The 22,166-nt window shown below is 31.7% G+C and carries 18 protein-coding genes; 9 read left to right on the forward strand and 9 right to left on the reverse strand.

Annotation, left to right across the window (positions count from 1 at the left end):
• The first annotated feature begins 34 nt into the window (after nt 1-34).
• Complete coding sequence (locus AAON49_RS08885) at nt 35-466, forward strand: cytochrome c oxidase assembly factor Coa1 family protein (protein WP_349554163.1); 432 nt, start codon at nt 35-37, stop codon at nt 464-466.
• On the opposite strand, the gene bioA is transcribed toward AAON49_RS08885, so the two are convergent.
• From bioA to AAON49_RS08900, 3 genes are read right to left on the reverse strand one after another with little or no spacing between them, the layout of a single operon-like run.
• The gene (bioA, locus tag AAON49_RS08890; protein ID WP_349554164.1) at nt 452-1,717 is read right to left on the reverse strand and encodes an adenosylmethionine--8-amino-7-oxononanoate transaminase; all 1,266 of its coding nucleotides are present in this window, start codon (nt 1,715-1,717) and stop codon (nt 452-454) included. The two genes, AAON49_RS08885 and bioA, sit on opposite strands and share 15 nt — an antisense overlap.
• Nucleotides 1,718-2,326 (reverse strand): dethiobiotin synthase, encoded by a 609-nt coding sequence (bioD, locus tag AAON49_RS08895; RefSeq protein ID WP_349554165.1) that lies wholly within the window; start codon nt 2,324-2,326, stop codon nt 1,718-1,720.
• Nucleotides 2,323-3,462, reverse strand: a complete 1,140-nt coding sequence (locus tag AAON49_RS08900) for an aminotransferase class I/II-fold pyridoxal phosphate-dependent enzyme (RefSeq protein WP_349554166.1) — start codon at nt 3,460-3,462, stop codon at nt 2,323-2,325. Before AAON49_RS08900 ends, bioD begins: the two co-directional genes overlap by 4 nt.
• A gap of 51 nt (nt 3,463-3,513) precedes the next feature.
• Here AAON49_RS08900 and AAON49_RS08905 point away from each other — a divergent pair, with 51 nt between their 5' ends.
• Complete coding sequence (locus tag AAON49_RS08905; protein ID WP_349554167.1) at nt 3,514-3,873, forward strand: hypothetical protein; 360 nt, start codon at nt 3,514-3,516, stop codon at nt 3,871-3,873.
• Here AAON49_RS08905 and AAON49_RS08910 read toward each other — a convergent pair.
• Entirely contained in the window at nt 3,870-4,664 is a 795-nt protein-coding gene (locus AAON49_RS08910) for an SDR family oxidoreductase (protein WP_349554168.1), read from the reverse strand. The two genes, AAON49_RS08905 and AAON49_RS08910, sit on opposite strands and share 4 nt — an antisense overlap.
• 90 nt (nt 4,665-4,754) lie before the next feature.
• On the opposite strand from AAON49_RS08910, the gene AAON49_RS08915 reads away from it, so the two are divergent.
• Nucleotides 4,755-6,122: a TlpA family protein disulfide reductase gene (locus AAON49_RS08915; protein WP_349554169.1), complete on the forward strand. Its 1,368-nt coding sequence runs from the start codon at nt 4,755-4,757 to the stop codon at nt 6,120-6,122.
• On the opposite strand, the gene AAON49_RS08920 is transcribed toward AAON49_RS08915, so the two are convergent.
• Together AAON49_RS08920 and AAON49_RS08925 are read right to left on the reverse strand one after the other, a co-directional pair.
• Complete coding sequence (locus AAON49_RS08920) at nt 6,119-6,478, reverse strand: YraN family protein (protein ID WP_349554170.1); 360 nt, start codon at nt 6,476-6,478, stop codon at nt 6,119-6,121. The genes AAON49_RS08915 and AAON49_RS08920 overlap by 4 nt on opposite strands.
• Before the next feature lie 28 nt (nt 6,479-6,506).
• Nucleotides 6,507-7,475: a winged helix-turn-helix domain-containing protein gene (locus tag AAON49_RS08925; RefSeq protein WP_349554171.1), complete on the reverse strand. Its 969-nt coding sequence runs from the start codon at nt 7,473-7,475 to the stop codon at nt 6,507-6,509.
• Nucleotides 7,476-7,487: 12 nt separating this feature from the next.
• On the opposite strand from AAON49_RS08925, the gene AAON49_RS08930 reads away from it, so the two are divergent.
• Complete coding sequence (locus AAON49_RS08930) at nt 7,488-8,051, forward strand: YceI family protein (protein ID WP_349554172.1); 564 nt, start codon at nt 7,488-7,490, stop codon at nt 8,049-8,051.
• 51 nt (nt 8,052-8,102) lie between these two features.
• Here the strand turns inward: AAON49_RS08930 and AAON49_RS08935 are convergent, their stop codons facing one another.
• Nucleotides 8,103-9,239, reverse strand: a complete 1,137-nt coding sequence (locus tag AAON49_RS08935) for a helix-turn-helix domain-containing protein (RefSeq protein ID WP_349554173.1) — start codon at nt 9,237-9,239, stop codon at nt 8,103-8,105.
• A gap of 248 nt (nt 9,240-9,487) precedes the next feature.
• On the opposite strand from AAON49_RS08935, the gene AAON49_RS08940 reads away from it, so the two are divergent.
• On the forward strand, nt 9,488-11,401 hold the full coding sequence (locus AAON49_RS08940; protein WP_349554174.1) for a serine hydrolase: 1,914 nt from the start codon (nt 9,488-9,490) through the stop codon (nt 11,399-11,401).
• Between the two features lie 146 nt (nt 11,402-11,547).
• Here AAON49_RS08940 and AAON49_RS08945 read toward each other — a convergent pair whose 3' ends face one another.
• Both AAON49_RS08945 and AAON49_RS08950 read right to left on the reverse strand, forming a co-directional pair.
• Complete coding sequence (locus tag AAON49_RS08945; RefSeq protein ID WP_349554175.1) at nt 11,548-12,921, reverse strand: alanine/glycine:cation symporter family protein; 1,374 nt, start codon at nt 12,919-12,921, stop codon at nt 11,548-11,550.
• Entirely contained in the window at nt 12,918-13,931 is a 1,014-nt protein-coding gene (locus AAON49_RS08950; RefSeq protein ID WP_349554176.1) for a S66 peptidase family protein, read from the reverse strand. The genes AAON49_RS08945 and AAON49_RS08950 overlap by 4 nt, the downstream gene beginning before the upstream one ends.
• 105 nt (nt 13,932-14,036) lie before the next feature.
• On the opposite strand from AAON49_RS08950, the gene metG reads away from it, so the two are divergent.
• The 4 genes from metG (at nt 14,037) to AAON49_RS08970 (ending at nt 22,130) form a co-directional block, all read left to right on the forward strand.
• On the forward strand, nt 14,037-16,088 hold the full coding sequence (gene metG / locus AAON49_RS08955; RefSeq protein WP_349554177.1) for a methionine--tRNA ligase: 2,052 nt from the start codon (nt 14,037-14,039) through the stop codon (nt 16,086-16,088).
• Nucleotides 16,089-16,282: 194 nt separating this feature from the next.
• On the forward strand, nt 16,283-18,607 hold the full coding sequence (locus AAON49_RS08960; protein WP_349554178.1) for a hypothetical protein: 2,325 nt from the start codon (nt 16,283-16,285) through the stop codon (nt 18,605-18,607).
• A 224-nt stretch (nt 18,608-18,831) separates the two neighbouring features.
• The gene (locus AAON49_RS08965; protein ID WP_349554179.1) at nt 18,832-21,219 is read left to right on the forward strand and encodes a hypothetical protein; all 2,388 of its coding nucleotides are present in this window, start codon (nt 18,832-18,834) and stop codon (nt 21,217-21,219) included.
• A gap of 71 nt (nt 21,220-21,290) precedes the next feature.
• On the forward strand, nt 21,291-22,130 hold the full coding sequence (locus AAON49_RS08970) for a histone deacetylase family protein (protein ID WP_349554180.1): 840 nt from the start codon (nt 21,291-21,293) through the stop codon (nt 22,128-22,130).
• Nucleotides 22,131-22,166 lie beyond the last annotated feature (36 nt).

Consider the following 22,166-nt stretch of genomic DNA (forward strand, 5'->3'; position numbering starts at 1 on the left):
TCTATTTTTATGTATCTTGCTTAAAAATAGATTCATGGAAGAGCAACAACAAAAAAGTTGGTTTAAAAGAAATTGGCTATGGTTTGTTCCTACAGTAGGTTGTGGAACATTAATTATTTTATTCTTTTTAGGAATTGGTGCATTAATTTTTGGAGTTACGGGCATGATGTCTGATGCAACTCCTACCAAATACGCCATAGAAAAAGCATCTAATCATCAAATTGTTATCAATCAACTAGGAACTCCTATTGAACAAAAAGGTTTAATTTCTGGAGAAATTAACTTTAGTAATAATGATGGTAGTGCAAATCTTAATATTCCAGTAAAAGGTCCAAACGGAAAAGCAATTATCTATGTTGTGGCAGAAAAAGTTGATGGCGAATGGTACTACGAGAAGCTGCTTATTCGTATAAAGGAAACTGGCGAAAAAATAAACTTATTAGAGAAATCTTTAGAGGGCATCTAAAGCTTCTTCCATTACTTTATATACTTTGGATAATTCTTCTTTGCTAATAATATAAGGAACTTGCAGGTACAATGTGTTACCTAATGGTCTTAAAAAAACACCTCTATCCATAAAAAATTTAAGCAACTTGTCTCTCAAACCTCCATATCGTTCTGTTTCAGTATTAAGGTCTAAGGCGAAAATGATTCCAATATGTCTTGTCGATTTTACCTTGGGATGTAGTTTAACTCGTTCTGAAAATTCTTGGTGAGCTGCACTAATTTCTTGAATATTATTTTGAATCTCTTCAGTTTGTAACAATTCTATTCCAGCTAAAGCCGCTGAACAAGCAACTGGATTTGCCGAATATGTATGACAGTGAAAGAAACCTTTGGCAATATCATTACTTAAAAAAGCTTCGTAGATTTCTTCTGTACAAGAAGTAATTGCCATTGGAAGTAATCCTGCTGTAAGGGCCTTGCTTAAACAAACAATATCAGGTTTGGTTTCTATATAATCTGACGCAAAGTTTTTTCCTGTTTTTCCAAAACCTGTCATTACTTCGTCTGCAATGGTTAGAACTCCGGAAGATTTACAAAGTTTTAGAATTGCATTCAATCCTTTAGCATCATGAATTTTCATTCCAGCTGCACCTTGAACTAATGGTTCGTAAATAAACCCTGCAATGTCATTTTGATTGATGTATTCTTCAAGTTGAGTTAGAATTTCATCATGATTTTCGCCATTGGGAACCGGAATACGTTTTACATCCATCAAAAAATCTTCAAACGGACCATTGTATACAGACAATCCTGAAACACTCATTGCTCCAAAAGTATCGCCGTGAAAGCCATCTTCAAAGGCAATAAAATTGGAACGCTTTTCTCCTTTGTTAAAATAGTATTGCAAAGCCATTTTGATACTAGCTTCTACTGCAGTAGATCCGTTATCGTTAAAGAAAATTCTATTTTGTCCTTGAGGTAGAATTTTGATAAGTTCTTCTGAGAGTTTTACGGCAGGTTCATGCGTGAAATCGCTAAACATCACTTGATCTAATTGCCGCATTTGTTGATATACTCGATTGGTAATAAAATCATTGCAATGCCCAAAAACACAGGTATACCAAGAAGAAATAGCATCAATATATTCATTCCCATCTTCATCAGTAAGAATACATCCTTTCGCTTTAACTATTGCCATACTATCAGGATTTAACTGATGCTGTTTTAGTGGATGCCACAGATGTTTTTTATCTCTTTCTTGTAGACTCATTTACAAAACTTCTTTAAACTTCGTTGCATATTCTTTAATCACATTCTGATCAAAATAAGGCTCATCATCTATCCTTCCCAAAACAGAAACTTGCGTCATTTTTTCGATAATGGACTCTGTTGTTGGGTGCTCATCCCCAGAGAAGATTATAGATACATCAAATCCTTTCTCTTTTAACGCATTTACAGTTAGCAATGTATGATTGATACTTCCTAAATAGTGTCTTGAAACTACAATTACTTTGTATTCTTGTTTGATAATATCAAAAATGGTTTCCTTATCATTTAATGGTACAAATAAGCCTCCAGCACCTTCAATAACTAAATGATTTTGAGTTTTTGGTTCTTTAATATCACTCAACTTAATTTGAACTCCATCAATCTCAGCAGCAGCATGTGGACTCATTGGAGTGTTTAATGCATATGAGTTGGCATGGAAAACAGATGTTGAATTAGACACCAACTTCTGTACTTTATCAGTGTCGGAAAAATGTAAATCTCCTGCCTGAACAGGTTTCCAATAATCGGCTTCTAAAGCTTCAGTAACAATAGCAGAAACAATTGTTTTTCCTACTTCGGTTGAAATTCCTGTGATAAAATATTTCTTCATATTGCCGCAAAAATACGAAGCGTCTCTAAGACAGACGTAATTTCTTGAAAAGAATTATAGGCATGCAAACAAAAGCGAATACGTTCTTGTCCTTCTGGAACTGTTGGTGATAAGATTGCTTTTACATCAAAACCTGAATTTTGGATATTCTTAGCAATAGTTTTCACCTTTTTATTTCCAGGAATAATACAAGAATGAATGGCAGAATTACTAGAGATAAAGAAATCTGTCATTTCAATTCTAGAAACTTCTTTCTTAAAAAACTCTACGTTTGTTTGTAATGCGTCTTCTTTTTTTGAATGAATCATCTCCTGATAACTCATTAAAATAGTTGCTAATGAATGAGGTGGTAATCCTGTGGTGTAAATAAAACTTCGGGCAAAGTTGATCAAATATTCTCTTAAATCCCGGCTTCCTAAAACTGCTGCTCCATGACAACCTAAGGCTTTTCCGAAGGTTATGACTCTTGCAAAAACCTTAGTTTCTAAATTTAAAGATTGAATCAAACCAGAACCTAGATCTCCAAAAACCCCTAAAGCGTGAGCCTCATCTATAATACAACGAGCTTGATATTGATTGACAAGTGCGGCCATTCTTACTAAATCTGGCGAATCGCCATCCATAGAAAACACAGATTCTGTAACAACATAAATTGCATCAGCATCTTTATATCTATTCAGTAATTCTTCTAGATTAGAAAGATCATTGTGTTTGAATTTATAACTCTTTGCATTGCTCATGGTAATTCCATCTCGAATTGATGCGTGAGATAGCTCATCATATAAAATGACATCTCCTCTTTGTGGCACGGAAGAAAAAAAACCAATATTAGCATCGTATCCAGAGTTAAAAACCAATGCGGATTCCGACTTATGAAAGTCGCTTAAAAAAGCTTCAACTTGATTGTATAATTGATGATTTCCAGAAATTAATCGAGAACCCGTTGCCCCATTTTGTTGCAAATCTAATTCGATTAAATAATCATGTGATCTATGAAAAACATTTACATCAGAAGACAATCCTAAATAATCATTAGAAGAAAAGTCAGTAAGGTGATTTTGATCCGATAGTTTTCTTATTGATTGATTATCGGTTCTTTTTTGAAGTTTTTCCTGAAGTTTTTTAGGCAAATTCATCCTCACAAAAGTAGCTAATTTCTCCTACCTTTGTTTCTTCAACTTTTGATCATGGAAAAAGACACAACACTGAAAGAAAAATGGGATTTTTTAGTTAATGAACTAACTAATCAATTTTCTGATGGAGAAGACTTGAATGTTGATGGAATTATCTACCTCATTGGTGTACAAGAGTTGGGTCAAGGAAAAAGACGTTTTAAGAAAGATGAAAAAGTAAATCTCATGCATATTGCTATCTGCAAGTTGCTAGAACCTTACGGGTATTATGAGTTTGATTTTTTTGATGATGATGGATGGCCTCACTATAAAATGCTTACCGAATTACCTAACTTAAAACCAGGTGAGCAAACTGTTTTAATGAAGGAAGCAATTATTACTTACTTTGAAAGTATTGGTTTTTTTACTTCTTAAGTAACGCTCAACTTCCTAACCATGTAAGAGTACAATTTCGGAATCCATCTTTTCACATAAACCCCTAACTTTTCTTTAGTTCCTGCAATATAAGCTTCTTGCTTCTTTTTGTGTATGGTTTTCGCCATTAGCTTTGCAAAACGTTCGGGTTTTATTCCGTTTTTGGTTGCCTTATCCATGGTTTGTTGTGGAGTTCCATCTCCTTGCAATGCATTTATAGAAACATTGGTCGTTACATAACCAGGGCAAATCAAAGTAACATCTATGTTGATATCATAAACCTCTGCTCTTAGGCTATCGAAAAAACCATGCAAAGCATGTTTGGATGCTGCATAGGTTGATCGTAATGGAGTTCCTATTTTCCCAACAATACTTGTGGTTACTACAAAATGACCCTGCTGTCTTTCTATAAAATGCGGCAATAGCGACTTCGTAAGTGCTACAGTTCCAATATAATTAACTTCCATTATTCTTTTGTCTACACTTATCATGGTGTCTTTGGCAAAGGAGCGTTGGCTAATTCCTCCATTGTTAACCAAAATATCTATTCTTCCAGACCAAGAAATTGCTTCTTGTACTTTTTGATCAAAATCATCATACTGTTCAAGATCTAAGGGTAGCACTTTTACTTGATCTGGACTTGCGCATTTTAATTTTACTTCTTCTAATGCTTTTTCATTTCTTGCAGAAATTACCAACAAAGCTCCTTGTTGAGACAACTCTAATGCGAGTGCTTCTCCAATTCCTGAGGATGCACCTGTAATCCAAACCACTTTATCTTGAAAGATCATATAGATTTATTTTACAGCAATGTACATATTTTCAAAGAGAAACAGTAATTTTGGTACGCTTCTTGGGGAAGCATTTCTAAATTAAGATCCATGAAAAAACTACTGATTTTATTTTTATTAATTAGTTCATTTGCTCAAGCTCAATACTCTGTTAAAGGAAACATACATCCTCCTAAAAAATATACTTGGGTTTTACTTTATAAAGTAGAAGGTGCTAGGCAACTTTTTGTGAAAAACACTCAGATTAAACAAGAGGTAAAACAAGTAGATGGAAAAAACATTACTATAGGAACTTTTGAATTTGAACTTCCTGCTGATACAAAAACCGGATCTTATAGAATAACTTATGATTTGCAACAAAATGGTTTTGTAGATTTTTTATTTAATAAAGAAAATGTTGAACTTTCATTTAATCCAGGAGATGTTGAAGGGACAACCGTTTTTTCTACATCGAAAGAAAATCAGCTCTATAAACGATTTTTAAATGATATTGCTCTTGCTCAATATCAGGTAGATTCTTTACAAGTTGCCTACTTAAAGAATCCATCAACAAATAGTGAAAATGCTTATAACAATGCATTGTCTAACGTTCGTAAGGTTCAGAGTTCTTATACAAAAAATGCTCAAGGAACCTTAGCATATCATTTTATTAAAGCTACTGATAGATATAATTCTCCTACAATTGCTAAAAGTTCACAAGAGTATTTAGATGGAGTAATTTCTCACTTCTTTGATAAGATTGATTTTTCTAATTCTCAACTGTATAATTCTTCTTTTCTTATAGATCGTATTGCAGATTATGTCTTTTACATGAATTATTCTAATAATGCAGAAAAGCAACAACAGCTCTATAAAAAAGCTGTTGATGTAGCAATAGGTAAAGTAACCGATATTACATTTAAAGCTGATGTAATTGAATTTCTAACCTCTCAATTCTCTGCTTTAAAGAATGTAGATTTAGTAGATTATTTACTTGCCAATCATTTTAACAAGTTGCCTAAAGACAAGCAAAACTTAGAATTTAAAAAGAGAATTGAAGAAGCTATGGCAATTGCTATTGGAAGAATCGCTCCCGATTTTTCTTGGACAGAAAATGGTAAAGAAATGAGTCTTTCTCAATTAAAAGGTGGTCAGAGTTATTTATTAATTTTTTATAGTACTGAATGCGGACATTGTTTACGTGAAATTCCCCAAATATATGATTTCATGAAAGACAAAACCAAAACAAAAGTGATTGCTTTTGCCATGGAAACTTCAGATACTGCTTGGAAAAATTACATCAAAAATTTATCTGGATGGCATCATCCTTTAGGCTTAGGGAAATGGGAGAATAAAATTGCCCGAACTTATCAGGTAAACTCAACTCCAACATATTTTGTCTTAGGAATGGATAAAAAAATTATTGCCAATCCTGAAAAGATTGAAGACTTAAAAGTAATTCTAGGAAGCTTAAATTAAAAATGATAAAACGCATTTTCTAAATGCTCTATATCAAATTTAGAGTTGTTTTTTGTGATTGCAATAATATCGAAACGAACTTCAATATCTAAGTCGTTTTGAATCACATATTCATCAATTGCTTTTACAAGTAATTGTATCTTTTTTTTACTCACAAAATCTTGAGGGTTTCCAAAATCATCTGTTGATCTTGTTTTTACTTCTACCACAGTCAAAACCTCACCTTTTTGAGCAATAATATCTACTTCCGCTTTTTGAAATCGCCAATTTTTCTCTAGAATGATATACTTTTCTTTAAGCAAGAATTCGGCAGCAAGTTCTTCTCCAATTTTTCCTAATTCGTAGTGTTTAGCCATTTTTTTTTTTGACTAAAAATACACAATCTTATTTATTAATAATTTCTAATTTATACCCCACGCCATGGATATTTACAATCTTAATAGATGAATCTTCTTTTAATTTTTTGCGTAGTTTAGATATATAAGTGTCTAAACTTCTTCCAACAAAAACACCATTATCTTCCCAAATCTTTTTTGTGAGCTCATCTCTTTTAATAATTTGATTTGGGTTGGCAACGAAGATTTCTAACAATTCACATTCTTTTTTTGAAAGACTAATTTCAGCAGCTTCTTTAACTAGTTTGTTTTGGTCTGGATAAAATCGAAAGCTACCCAAAGAAGTATACTCTTTATCGTTTGATCTATTTTCTGGTTTAGTTTTAAAAAAGGCCAATTGTATTAAAAGAAAGGTGATTAAAATAAGTGCATAAAAAAGTATTTGGTTGTTTAATAGTCTCGACTTTTTATCTAAAAAGCGTATCTGTATCTTATAGCATTGATTTGGCAAAGATCTATCCAAACATGGAATAATTGTGTTCTCTTTATCCTCATTCATTTCATAGCTATAAGCTACTTCATTATCTAAACATTGAATCACCTCAACTCTATAGCTTTTAGACAACTCTGATTTTAAAATACTTCTGCTAACAATGGTTACTAAACTATCTGGAATAAAGGAAAGCTGATTTTGAAAAGAAAGTTCATATTTTGAACTATTGATTTCTACAACAGGTAAAATAAGAGATGTAGAATCTTGATTTGACAGCAGCAATTGATTCCCTATATCTCGAAGGTGGATTTTTGCTTTCTCAGAGAAGTCAACATCTACTTCATCAGTTGTTATAACAACTCTTACTAATAGAATGATAATTGCAAATGCAAGAAATGAAAAAATAGTTTTTTTGCCCATAATCTTCTGTAAAGAACATACATTTTTATGACTTTTTACAACTGTTGACACTTCTTTTACATTTTTTTGACATTCTTCTTTTCTCTCCGATTTAGTTTTACCCAAAAACAAAATATCATGAGAAAAATTATTAGTCTATGCATCATTGCCATCTGCTTTTCAACTGCATTAAATGCTCAAGAAAAACTTAAAATAAACACTTCTAAAAGTTCTATACATTGGTATGGTTATTATACTTTTTACTTTGGAGGTCATGACGGAACTATAGACTTTAAAGAAGGTAACTTTATCAAAACTGGAGATAAAATTACAGGAGGTGAATTTATGATTAATATGACAAGTATTAAAAATATTGATATCAAAGCAAAAAAAGCAAACAAAAGCCTCGTTAATCATTTAAAAGATCCTGACTTTTTTGATGTTGCTAAACATCCAGAAGCAAAATTGCTTATTACTAAAGTTACGTATCACGATTCTACACACATGAAGGTTTATGCAGATATGACTATTAAGGGTATTACTAAACCTATTAATTTTCAGGCAGAAGTGAACTTTGAAAAAAAACAAATGACCACCAAGTTTAAAATCGACAGGACTCTTTGGGGAGTTAATTACAATAGTACTATAAGAAACAGCGCTATTTCTGATGCTATTGGTTTTGAAATAATAATCAGTTTATAGTCTTTTTAAACTTCTTCATTTATCTCTATAGAAGTAAACAGAATAAAATGATTACTGATTTTCAAGATTATTAGAATTTTCAACTTTTTTAATATACTCTGTAGGTGTAATACTTGTAATCTCTTTAAAGGCTTTATAAAAAGTAGATTTGGAATTAAATCCAACCTCATATGCTATAGAAATTACCGTATACTCTTTATGTTCATTATTCTTAATTCTTTTCTTGAATTCTTTTACTCTATATTCATTTATTAATTGATAGAAGGATTTATTATAAATATTGTTTAAAAACCATGATAAATCATTGGTCGTTGTAGATAATTTATCTGCCATAATAGATAAGCTTAAATCTGGTTCTCGATATCCTTTATCATTATCTAGAAAAGTATGGACCAAATTATTAAGCTTATCTATATGATTTTGATTAATTCTAAGGGTTGTTTTTGGAGAGTTAACTTCAATATCTTTATGTAATTGAGTTTTAAATATTTTTGGTTGTTTTAAAGAATAATAACCTATGATATATGCTTGAGCTCCAAATAATATCCAGATAAGATCAGTAAAAATAGAACCATAAAATTTAAAAATATATCTATTAATTACACTAATTAGCCAGACCAGCATACAAGCAGACATAAAAAAAAGAATTCTATTAATATATTTTGAATTTGTTTGATTGAATGATAATTCTTGTTTTTCGCTTATTTCAAAATATCGTAATAATCGATACGATTTAAATATATATATACAAATAGAAGCAATTCCAAATAATTCAAATAAAAAATAAGAAGTAGTTAAAAACTCTTTAGAACCTCTCAAATACTTATATGCAATCACTATGATTAAAGAATACAAAAGAAACCCAATTGCTGGTAAATAATGTAAAACATTAAGATTATAAGACCCGTTTTTAGAAAAAAGAAGCCTTCTTAAATAAGTATAAATTAATGGCCCTATAAGAAAGTAAATTACAGTAGTAATTCCTCTGTAGCGAGTTAAGAGATCTACGTTTTCTATTTTAAAAACTATAATTCCCTCTAACAAAATACAAGTATATATAGCTAATAAATATTGTAAAATTTTATTGGCATCTTTATTCCTTTGAGGAATTAATTGAAAAGATAAAATTAAATAAAGGCAGTGGCCAATTACAATTATCAATAATATATCCAATAATGATAAATTCATTTATTTTTTAATTACGGAGCTATATATTATGATTTAAAGCAAAATGATAAATCTTTGCCTTAATTGATTACAAGTTATAAATAGATTAGTCCTATAGTATATCATAGGACTTTTGATTGCAAATAACTCCTTTGATTTGTAATATAAGTTATCAATATAAGAAAAGTTTTAACTTATCAATCAAAATATAACTATGTTCAAAAACCTTTTTATTTAATCCCCCATTAGTATTAATTATGACTAAAAAAATGAAATTGACACTGAGTATAATCAGTTTTTTTATCCCTTTTATAAGTGCTGGACAAATTGAATCTGATTCTTTAAAAATTGAAGAGTTTATTTATGATCAAAAAGAGGGGCTTAAAATTTATCGCATTAACCCCCTCAATTATGACTCAAACAAAGAATACGCTGCTATTGTAATATTTCATGGTGGCGGCTGGTCTATTGGTGAACCCTCATGGGGGTTTAGCGCTGCCAAACACTATGCAAGTCAAGGCATGGTAGCTTTTTCAGCTCAGTATAGGCTACAAAACTCAAAAAAAGGTTTTACTCCTTACGAATCCGTACTTGATGCACAAAAAGCTATTCGATGGATTAGAAAAAATGCCAATGACTTTTCAATAAATAAAAATAAAATTGCTGCTTACGGTTGGTCAGCTGGAGCGCACTTAGCAGCTTGTGCTTCAATTTTTGAAAATCTACATGCTGAAAATGAAAAAATATCGAGCGCTCCAAACTTATTACTCTTAAAATCACCTGCATTAAGCCTATCTGGTTACTCTAATTTTTCAAAACGCTTAAAAGGTAAAATTAATGTCATAGATATATCTCCAGCAGAATCAGTTTCTAAAAACACGCCGCCTTCTATTATTGTTATTGGACGAGATGATACTGTAACTCCTTTGGAAGGTTCTCGGCTTTTCAAAAAAAATATGGATAAGTATCATAATGAGTGTCAATTAATTATTTATGATAATGTTGGGCATTTATTCACCCCCTCTACCGAACCAGATGACGGTTGGCCAAACCCTGACAAGAAAACAGTTCGTGATGCTCAAATGAAGTTTGATGAGTTTCTTAAAAAGCATAACTATACAAAAAAGAGTCATAGTCAAACGGACAAAAAAGAAAAATTAATGCATTCCATTAATGGAAATATGATAAAGATTGATGCTTTAGACTCTTTTTTAAAGCATCAAATGGATTCCTTAAATATTCCTGGATTATCATTTGCATATATAAATAACGATAAAATAGTTTATAGTAAAAATTTAGGGGTAGTAAATACCAAAACCAAAGAACCTGTAACAAATAAAACCTTATTTGATGCTGCTTCCATTTCGAAAACAGTTTTCAGTTTTTTTGCAATGCAAATGGTTGATAAAGGATTACTAAATCTAGATACACCTCTTTATAAATATCTTAAAAACCCTGATATTGCATATGATAAACGTTATAAGAAAATTACTGCAAGAATGGCATTGTCACACACTACAGGGTTTCCTAACTGGCGTTACTTGAATGATAAAGGTCAATATGATCCTAATGGAAAACTTAGAATAGAATTTAAGCCTGGGACTCAGTATCGGTATTCTGGAGAGGGGTTCAAATATTTAGCACAAGTAATTGCTCATATTTTGAATACAGATATGAACGGATTACAAGAAAAAATGACTGCTTTATTATTTAATCCTTTAGCAATGGGTGAGAGCAGTTTTGTTTGGAATAATTATCTCGAAAAATATCGTGCTGATGGACATATTAATGGGAAGCCCAATAAAGGTTGGAGCATTAATTTAAAGGACCCTGATTTTAATGCTGCAGCAAGTTTACAAACCAATGCAGTTGCATATGGAAATTTCCTTTCTGCTTTAATAAACGGAAAATTATTATCTAAAAATAGTCACAGAGAGATCTTAAAAATACAGTCTTCCCGCCCTAAAACTGGAAAAAAGCCTGGTGTAAATTATGGACTAGGAATCATAATAGACAATACAAATTATGGAACTAATTATGCCCATAGTGGTAACAATGGTAGTTCTACGTCACAGTATTTTTTTAATAAGAAACATAAAAGCGGATATGTCTTTTTCACCAATACAGAAAATAAACAAACGCGCGTATTAGATGCTAATTTGAAAAGGTTTCTTTTAAAATGAGTTGAATTTTTTATAACCTCTATGAGGTAATCTTTCTACTATCTTTAAATAGCATCTAAACCCAAAACTATTTTAGCTGTGATATTAATTTCATTAGCTAAAATCAACAAATTCAACTTTGATGGAAATATTCTTCTTCCTTAACTTTATTCTTCTTTCAATACTGCAATATATTTTTTAACTTCTTTCATCACTTTGGGGGCTAACAGAATAGTTGATAGCATTGTTGGAATTGCCATTAAAGCAAATGCACTATCAATTAATCCCAACATCATATCTAAGCTAGTCATAGCTCCCAACAGGATGCTTGCAATGTAAAAATAGTTGTAGAAATGTTTATTTTTTGCTCCTGCTAAAAATGACAAAGATTTGGTTCCGTAATAGGAATAAGAAAATAAGGATGAAATACTAAACACTGCAATACAAGTCATTAACAAATACTTTCCTATTCCTGGCATTGCCTCACTAAAAGCTGTAGCAGTTAAACTAACCCCATTGTCAGAACTTGTTTGCCAAACACCTGTAACCAAAATTGCTAATGCCGTTAAAGTACAAACAACAATAGTGTCTATAAATGGCCCAAGCATGGCTACCAACCCTTCTCGAATAGGTTCAGAAGTTTTTGCTGCTCCATGAGCCATTGGTGCTGTTCCAATTCCAGCTTCATTAGAAAAAGCTCCTCGTCGAATTCCTAAAATAATTAAAGTTCCTAAAGCGCCTCCAAAAAATGCATCGGGTTTTATAAATTCTGCCGAAAATGCATCGGTGAAAATCATTCCTAAATATTTAGGAACTACATCAATATGAGTAATCAAAATAATAACAACCAAGATAAAATAGAGTAGTACCATAGAGGGTACTAGTTTTGACGTTACTTTTCCAATACGTTTCACTCCTCCAAAAACAACAATACTGGTAATAAGAACTAGAAAAATACCTAAAATTAAATTGGTATAATCTGTTACTTTAATACCCGATGGAATTAGAATAATGTCATTAACAGCTTGTGTTAGTTGATTTACATTAAAAACTGGTAATGCCCCAATCATAGCACAAAAACTAAAAAAGATGGCTAATGGTTTCCATTTTTTACCCAAACCTTCAATAATAAAGTACATAGGGCCTCCCTGAACTTCACCATTACTGTCTTTACCTCTAAACATAATAGCTAGAGAAGAAGTAAAGAATTTTGTAGACATCCCAACTATTGCGCTCATCCACATCCAAAAAATAGCACCCGGTCCACCCATAGCAATTGCCACAGCAACACCAGAGATATTTCCCATTCCAACTGTTGCAGAAAGTGCGGTAGTGAGTGCTTGAAAATGGCTTATTTGACCTGGATCATTAGGGTTGTCATACTTGCCTCGTAAGACCTGAATTGCATGTCCGAAGAATCGAAAAGGTAAAAATTTTGATCGAATTAAAAGGTAAAAACCTCCTCCAATTAATAGGATTAACAGAGGCAATCCCCATATAAATGAAGCAAAATCTACAATTATCTTTTCTATTACCTTCATTTAAATTTTACTTCGGATGTTGTGCTTTTCACATTCATTTTAATAGATCTTCCTAGTAAAATTGCTCTATTATCTATTTCGTGTCCTGCTGGAAAATCAAACAAAATCGGAAAATCGTATTCGGAAGTCGCATCTAAAATCAATTGCTCTATAGAACTTCCCCATTTCGTTGTATTCTTTTTGATATTACTCATATCTCCAACAATCAATCCTTTTAACTCATCAAAATAACCAGCTCTTTTTAAGCTTTGCAGCATTCGATCTATGTGATATTTATACTCGCCTATTTCTTCTATAAAAAGTATTTTTCCTTTTGTTTCTAATTGACTTTCACTACCCAACATTGTTAGTAGGATGGTTAAATTACCACCTATCAATTGACCTTCTGCAATTCCTTTTTGGTTGTATTCTGAAGACGGAACTTGATATTGTAAAATTTCACCAAACAAAGCTTTCCTCAGGGTTTCTATACTTTCTTTGTTCTCCTCTGAATCGAATTGCATACTGGTTCCCATCATTCCATGAATTGTTTCAAAACCTAAATTATGAATATGACTGTGAAGCGCTGTAATATCTGAATAACCAATAATCCATTTAGGATTCTCTTTAAATTTGGTGAAATCTAATTCATCGATGATTCGAACAGAACCATAACCTCCTCTGGCGCTCCAAATCGCTTTGATATTTGGATTGTCTAATGCTTTCTGAAAATCACTTGTTCTTTCTTCATCTGTTCCTGCAAAATGATGGTTCTGATTAAAAACATGTTGACCAACAATCACTTTTAAACCCCAGCTTTCTGCTAATTCTTTCGCTTGATTTATTAGATCTTTTTTGTTTTTTAAGATTCCAGCCGGAGCCACAATAGCAATAGAATCTCCTTTTTTTAAATATTCAGGTTGTACTAATTTCATAGGTTCAGAAATTGAATCTTTCTCTATTTGTGCATTTACTGAGAAGCAAATAATAAGAAATAAAAAAACGATAGTGAATCGAATTCGATTCTTCATAAAAAAGGTTTTTGTAAATGTATCTATTTTCATCTGTTATTCAAAAAGTAGTTCAAGTTGCTTTTTGTACTTTTGTCACGCAAAAACTTGACCAAAGAGAAATTCATGAGTTCTTCGAAACGATATACAATCACTGCAGCCTTACCTTACACTAACGGACCTATTCATATTGGTCATTTAGCGGGGGTATATGTTCCTGCAGATATTTATTCTAGATATTTACGATTAACAGGAAATGATGTTGCATACATCTGTGGTAGTGATGAGCATGGTGTTGCTATACCTATGCGTGCAAAAAAAGAAGGTGTAACCCCTAAAGACATTATTGATAAGTATCACGGAATTATCAAAAAATCGTTTGAAGACTTTGGAATCTCTTTTGATAACTATTCTAGAACTTCTACAGAGATTCATCATAAAACAGCTTCTGAGTTCTTTATCAACCTACATGAAAAAGAAGAATTTATCGAAGAAGTTACAGAACAATTATACGATGCTGAAGCGAATCAGTTTCTAGCAGATCGTTTTGTTGTAGGAACTTGCCCAAAATGTGGATTTGAAGAGAGCTATGGAGATCAGTGTGAAAATTGTGGAACCAGTCATAACGCTACAGATTTAATCAATCCAAAATCAGCAATCACAGGAAACGCGCCTACGGTAAAACAAACCAAGCATTGGTTTTTACCTTTAGATAAACATGAAGATTTCTTAAGAGAGTGGATCTTAAAAGGTCATAAAAACGACTGGAAACCAAATGTATACGGACAAGTTAAATCTTGGGTAGAAGATGGATTACGACCAAGAGCTGTAACTCGTGATTTAGACTGGGGGATTCCTGTTCCAATTGAAGGCGGTGAAGGAAAAGTACTGTATGTTTGGTTTGATGCACCTATTGGATACATTTCTGCTACTAAAGAATGGGCTAAAAGAGAGGGAAAGAACTGGGAAGATTACTGGAAGAATGAAGACACCAAATTAGTTCACTTTATCGGAAAAGATAATATTGTTTTTCACTGTATCATTTTCCCTTCTATGCTAAAAGCACATGGTGGTTATATCCTGCCTGACAATGTGCCTGCAAACGAGTTTTTAAACTTAGAAGGAAACAAATTATCTACATCTAAAAATTGGGCGGTTTGGTTGCACGAATATTTAGAAGAATTTCCAAATCAGCAAGATGTATTGCGTTATACATTAACAGCAAATGCTCCTGAAAATAAAGACAACGATTTTACTTGGAAAGATTTTCAAGCTAGAAACAATAATGAGTTGGTTGCCATCTTTGGTAATTTTATCAATCGAGTTGCTGTGTTAACTCACAAATACTTTGACGGAGTTATTCCTGAACCAAATGACTTCTCTGAAGTTGACGAAGACACACTAGCTGCTTTAAAAGGTTTTCCTAATATTATTGGTAAATCTATTGAACGCTATCGATTTAGAGAAGGTTCACAAGAATTGATGAATCTGGCTCGTTTAGGGAACAAATATTTAGCAGATGAAGAGCCTTGGAAAAAAATTAAAGTAGATGAAGAGCGTGTAAAAACCATCATGTATGTTGCGTTACAAATTGCAGCTGGTTTGGCCGTAGTTTCTGAACCTTTTTTACCGTTTACTTCAAGTAAACTAAAATCTATCTTACAGCTTCAAGAGCTTTCTTGGGATGATGTTACCGAGAAAGATATTCTTTTGTCTTCTGGTCATCAAATTGGAAAGTCTGAATTACTTTTCTCTAAAATAGAAGACAAAACAATTGAAGCTCAATTAGAAAAATTAAAAGCTACGAAACTTGCCAATGAGCAAGCCAACAAAGTTGTAGAACCTCAAAAAGAGACTATCGAGTTTGAAGATTTTACAAAATTAGATATTCGTGTAGGAACCATTTTGGAAGCTCAAAAAGTTCCAAAAACTAAGAAATTACTTCAATTAAAAGTAGATGTAGGAATTGATGTTAGAACCATCGTTTCTGGAATTGCTGAAAGTTTTTCTGCAGAAGAAATCATCGGACAACAAGTAACTGTATTGACAAACCTAGCGCCTAGGAAGATACGAGGTGTAGAAAGTCAAGGAATGATATTAATGACAGATACTCCTGATGGTAAATTGGCTTTTGTAGAACCTGAAAGAGAAGTAAAAAACGGACAACAGATTAGTTAATACACAAAGGAGTTTTTGTTTATATATCTTTCGTTTACTAATTATTCGTTAAAAAATCATCTCTTTTCTTTTTAACTTATTTTAGAATCAATTCATTAGGGAATATTTTTTATTTTGTAGAGTGTTTCTACTTGTTTACTGTTTACAAGTAAACTTTTATAGAAATTGTTAGTACAAGTTAAAAGAAGTCATCTATGAAATTAGTCGCTCTTAAGAAAATTCTCCTTATAGCCCTTTGCTCTTTTTTTTCAATAAGCTTAAGCGCACAAATTTCACAAGATCAGATTATCAACTTTTATAAAGAATTTGCAAAGTCTCCTAGAGAAGTAGCTTATGTTCATCTTAATAAATCTGTTCTCATAAAAAATGAAATGCTTGGGTTTAATGCATATGTGTTTGATAAGTTCACTAAAAAACCTTCTACTGTTACCACCAATCTATATTGCACTATTACAGATAAAAATAATAAGATTATTAAAAGTACGTTAATTAAAGTAGCGGATGGAATTTCTCCAAATGTTTTTAAGATTGACAGTTTATTTAGTTCAGGAAATTACACCTTTAGAGCCTATACAAATTGGATGCTTAATTTCGATGAGCGCAATTATTATGAACATACAATTACAGTTATAGATCCAGATAAACAAAAAGAAATTGTTCCGAAAAAAGTTGAGCGTATGTTTACTACACAAGTGCTTCCAGAAGGGGGGCATATTGTAGCTGGTGTTGGTAACAACCTAGGAATTATTGTGAAGGATACGAATGGGTTTGGTCTGTCAAATGCCCGTGGTCTTATCGTAGATAGCAATAATCAACCGATTAAAGAGTTTACTCTGAATCAATTTGGAATTGCTAAGGTTAATTTAAAACCAATAGATAGGGAAAAGTACCGAGTGATTATTTCTGGAAATGGCCAAAAAATAGTTACTCCCATAAAAGAAATTAGTTCCGTTGGGTTTAATATATCTTTACTTAACCTCCCAAAGAAAATTCGATTGCTGTTTAGTACCAATAAGCAGTCTCTCCCTTTACTTCAAAAAAAATCATATGTGCTGGTTATTCACAATGGTTCAGAAATTAAATCAATAAAATTTCAATTTCATGACAAACAACGCATTATCAAAACGTTTAATCATCAAGATCTTTTTTCTGGAGTTAATATTTTTACGGTCTTTGATCAGGATCAAAACATGCCCGTATTAGAAAGGCTATACTTCAATTGGAATGGAATTTCAATTGCCAAGATTAATGACATGAAGGTAAAAGAGATGGAAGACTCTTTATCTGTCTCTCTCAAAATATCTGAAAACATTGATCTTTCTAAAATTCAAAATCTAAGTGTTTCTGTATTACCTAAAAGCGCTCTATTGCCGAAGTTTAATTCCACCATCATTTCTCAATTGCATTTAAACCCTTATATAAAAGGATATATTGAAAACCCTCATTATTATTTTACAAATTTTTCTGGGAAAGTAAAATCTGATTTTGACAATTTACTAATTACTCAAGGTTGGAGTAGTTATGATTGGAGCACCATTTTTCAAAAACAACTCATCAATCACCGGTTTGAAAATGGTATTGATGTTGTTGCGAAAGTTAACAATAAGAAAGACAAAAAATTTATAGTATATCCTCTAAAAAATAGTCTTCCAAGTATAATTCAAATGGAAGAAACAAATTCTCAATTTATGCACACCAACCTTTTCCCTTACGAAAAGGAACAATATATCGTGGGTAAATTAAAAAACAGTGGTGAAGTGAGAAAGCCTTCTATGTATTTACAATTTTATCCATCTAAAATTCCTAGTTTTTCAATTTATTCACATGAATTTTCTTTAAAATATTCTCCTTTTTCTATTTATTCATTAGATATGAATCCGTTGATTACAAGCTGGTATGATAAAGGATCAGAACTTTTAGATGAGGTTTATGTTAGGGCTAAAAGTAAAAGGTCAAAAAGAGTTAGAGAAATAAAGGCTGCTAGTTATGGGGATGTACATGTATTTAATCGTTTAGATAGAAAGCATGCCCGATCATTATCACATTATTTGACTAGTGAAGGACTCTCTGGAGGGGCTCCCAAATTTATTTTGAATGGTTTTGTTACAGAAGATTTGGGATACTTAAACAGTGTAGTTAGAATGGATATCGTAGATTATATAGAAATTAGAAAAGAAGGTCCAGGCACAGAGGGAGGTTTAAGACCTATAGTGACAATTGTGACTGATTCTAAATTTTTATTTGAAGATACAAGCTATGCAAATAATAGAATCTCTAGTTACCCTTTTTTATTAACCTTTAGTGCTCCTAAAGAATACTATACTCCAATGTATTCTTCTTACAGTTCTGATTTTTTTCGAAATTTTGGAGTCATCAGTTGGATTCCTAATGTGAAGTTTGATGAAAATAATACTGCTACTTTTAAAATTTCTAGAAAATATAAAGATGTAATGAGGTTACGCATAGAAGGAATTATTAATGGAAAAGATCTTATTTCAGAAACCAAATTTGTAAAATAGCAATCAATAATTTTAAGTTGTTCAAAAGAGCCAATACAAGTAAATTCATTGAGTTGGTTCTTCTTTTTTGGAATACATCATTTCCTAATTATTCGTTAAAAAATAAAACCTCGTTTTGTTATGGATTATCTTTGATATCGACCAAAGCATAACTGATATTATTTATAATTAAACCTTTTGTGTTTTGTTATGTCAAAATTCAATACGCTAAATAGAAAAACCCAATGAAAACTATTACCTCTAAAAAAAGGATTCTTTCTACCTTTTCATTACTTTTTTCCGTTGTCATATTTGCTCAGATTTCACAAGATCAAATTGTAAAATCTTATGAAACATTTGTAGGCTCTCCTAGAGAAATAGCATATGCGCATCTTAACAAATCGACTTTGATTAAAAATGAAATGCTAGGATTTACAGCTTACGTTTTTGATAAATTCACCAAACAACCTTCATTGGTTACAAAGAATTTATATTGTACAATTTCCGACCAAAATGATAAGGTTATCAAAAGCAAATTAGTTGAGGTTAATAGAGGAGTTTCTTCCAATATATTTAAAATAGATAGTTTATTTAACTCAGGTAAGTACACTTTTAGAGCTTACACAAACTGGATGCTAAATTTTGATGAGCGTAATTATTACGAACATACAATTACCATTATAGATCCAGATCAGCAAAAAGAAATTGTAGAAACTACTACAGATGCTGCGTATAAAATTCAAGTACTTCCTGAAGGAGGACATCTTGTTAAAGGCATAAACAATTATGTAGGGGTAATTGTTAAAGATTCTGATGGTTTTGGTTTGGCTAATGCTTCTGGATTGATTTTAGATAATAAGAATCAAATGGTTAAAGATTTTACTTTAAATCAATTTGGAATTGCCAAAGTCTCATTAACGCCAGAAGAAGGAAAAACATATAAAGTCTTAGTATCAAAAGGCGAAAAAATAATTGAATCAAAAATTACAGATATTCAGGACATTGGTTTTAATGTTTCACTATTTAGTTATACAAACAAGATTGCTTTACTATACAAAGCCAATAAAAAGTCGATGCCTTATGTAAAAGGGAAGTCATATATTCTTGCCATTCACAATGGTACTTATGTAAAAGTAGCTCCTTTTCAATTTGGTGATAATGATCAAGTTGTTCAGGCTTTGAGTCATGACAATTTATATCCTGGAATTAATATTTTTACTGTTTTTGATCCAGATAAAAACATCCCTATTTTGGAGCGTATGTTCTTTAACTGGAAAGGGATTCCTAATACAGACATTTCTTCTGTATCAACAACCAAAGCCAACGATTCTATTCTTGTTTCTTTAAAAATAGATGAAACAATCGATTTGAAAAAAGTTCAGAATTTGAGTATTTCAGTATTGCCTAAAAACACAAAATCATATCAATTTAACACCAATATTTTATCGCAAACATATTTGAATTCGTATGTGAAAGGTTTTATTGAAAACGCTGGTTACTATTTTTCAAATAATTCTAAGAAAGTAAAATCTGACCTAGATAATCTTCTCATCACACAAGGTTGGAGTAGTTATGATTGGACTACAATTTTCAAAAAACCTGAGATTAAGCATCGTTTTGAAAGCGGTATCGATGTTGTTGCAAACATAAACGACACAAAAGAGAAAAAGTTTATGGTTTATCCTCTTAAAGGAAGAACACCAAACATAGTTGAGATTGCCGATGGGAATAAGAAATTTACGCATGCAAACATCTTCCCATATGAAAAAGACAGTTATGGTGTAAGTATCTTAAAGAAAAGTGGAAAGACGAAAAAAGCAGGAATGTATTTACAATTCTTCCCTTCAGAAGTTCCTACTTTTGACTTTTCTTTCTATAAAACTCCTTTAAGAGACCTGTCATTATCTATTTCTTCGGTAGATACAAACCCTATAGTTGCAAATTGGGATATTGAAGACACAGAATTACTTGGGGAAGTTGTTGTAAAATCTAAATACAGGAGATCATCCAGAATTGAGGAAATTAGAAACCGAAGCTTTGGAAACGTACACGTATTCGATGATAAAGATCGAAGAAATTACCGTTCCATTGCCCAATATTTAAGCGGAAGAGGATTTAGAATTGAAAACTCTAGTATTGGACGATATACTATTGAAGATAGAAACCCTGCAAGTCCAAATGCAACAAATCCAATCTTTATGCTGAATGGAATTGTTACAGAGGATTTTAATTTCATTTACTACTTGAGAATGGATGAAGTAGACTTTATAGATATCAATAAGGGAGGTATGGGACTTGGAGTTAGAGGCGGTAGAACTTTGATTAAAATTGTAACCAATCCTCTGCTTTCTGCTAAGTCTATTGGTAATTCAGGAAAAAATGTTTCACAATACCCTTTTTCTTTAACATTTAGTACAGCTAAGAAATTCTATACTCCTTTTTATTCTTCTAGAAGAACTAAATTCTTTAAAGAATATGGTGTTATTGATTGGATTCCTAATATTTCTGTAAGCGAAGATGGAATCGCAACTTTCAAAATACCTAATAACTATAGGGATGAAATAAATTTATATATTGAAGGAATAATTAATGGGAAAGGTCTTATTTCTCAAACCAAAACCATCAATCGATAAAAGAGTTTTTACTTAAAATAGCATACCACCCTATTTACAGACATCCTTTACCTTTAGGACATCGTTTCCCTATGGGTAAATACGAATTCCTATATCAGCAACTTTTGCATGAAGGAACATGTACTGAAGAGAATTTTTTTGAACCTGAAATTCCTAACAATAAATATCTTTTTCTAACGCATGACCCAGAATATGTTTCAGATTTAATGAACCTTACTTTAGATCAAAGAATCGCTAGACGTATTGGTTTCCCTTTAAATGAACTTTTAATAAAGCGTGAAATTATTATTGCCGATGGTACTATAAAAGCTTGTGAATATGCTTTAAAAAATAGAATTGCCATGAACATTGCTGGCGGTACACATCATGCTTTTACAAACAAAGGAGAAGGTTTTTGTATGTTGAATGACCAAGCTATAGGAGCACGTTATCTTCAGCACAAAAACCTTGCTGATAAAATTTTAATTATCGATTTAGATGTCCATCAAGGAAATGGAACTGCTGAGATTTTTAAGGATGATGATAGCGTTTTTACATTCTCTATGCATGGGAAAAAGAACTATCCGTTTCAAAAAGAAAAAAGTAATTTAGATATTCCGTTAGAAGATGGAATCCAAGATGAAGAATATCATCAAATCCTAAAAGGTATCTTACCTAAATTAATCTTAGAACACAACCCTGATTTTATTTTTTACTTATCAGGAGTTGATGTTATAGAATCTGATAAATTAGGTAAGTTATCACTTTCAATACAAGGTTGTAAAGAACGAGATCGAATTGTATTACAATCTTGTAAAGATTTTAATATTCCTGTTGTTTGCAGTATGGGTGGTGGGTATTCTAAAGATATCAATATAATAGTAGAAGCACATGCAAATACATTTCGCTTGGCTCAGGATATCTTTTTCTAATTTTGATAAATTCTTAACAAAACTTCATCACAATCT

The organism is Pseudotenacibaculum sp. MALMAid0570, from assembly GCF_040151415.1.
Lineage (GTDB): Bacteria > Bacteroidota > Bacteroidia > Flavobacteriales > Flavobacteriaceae > Polaribacter.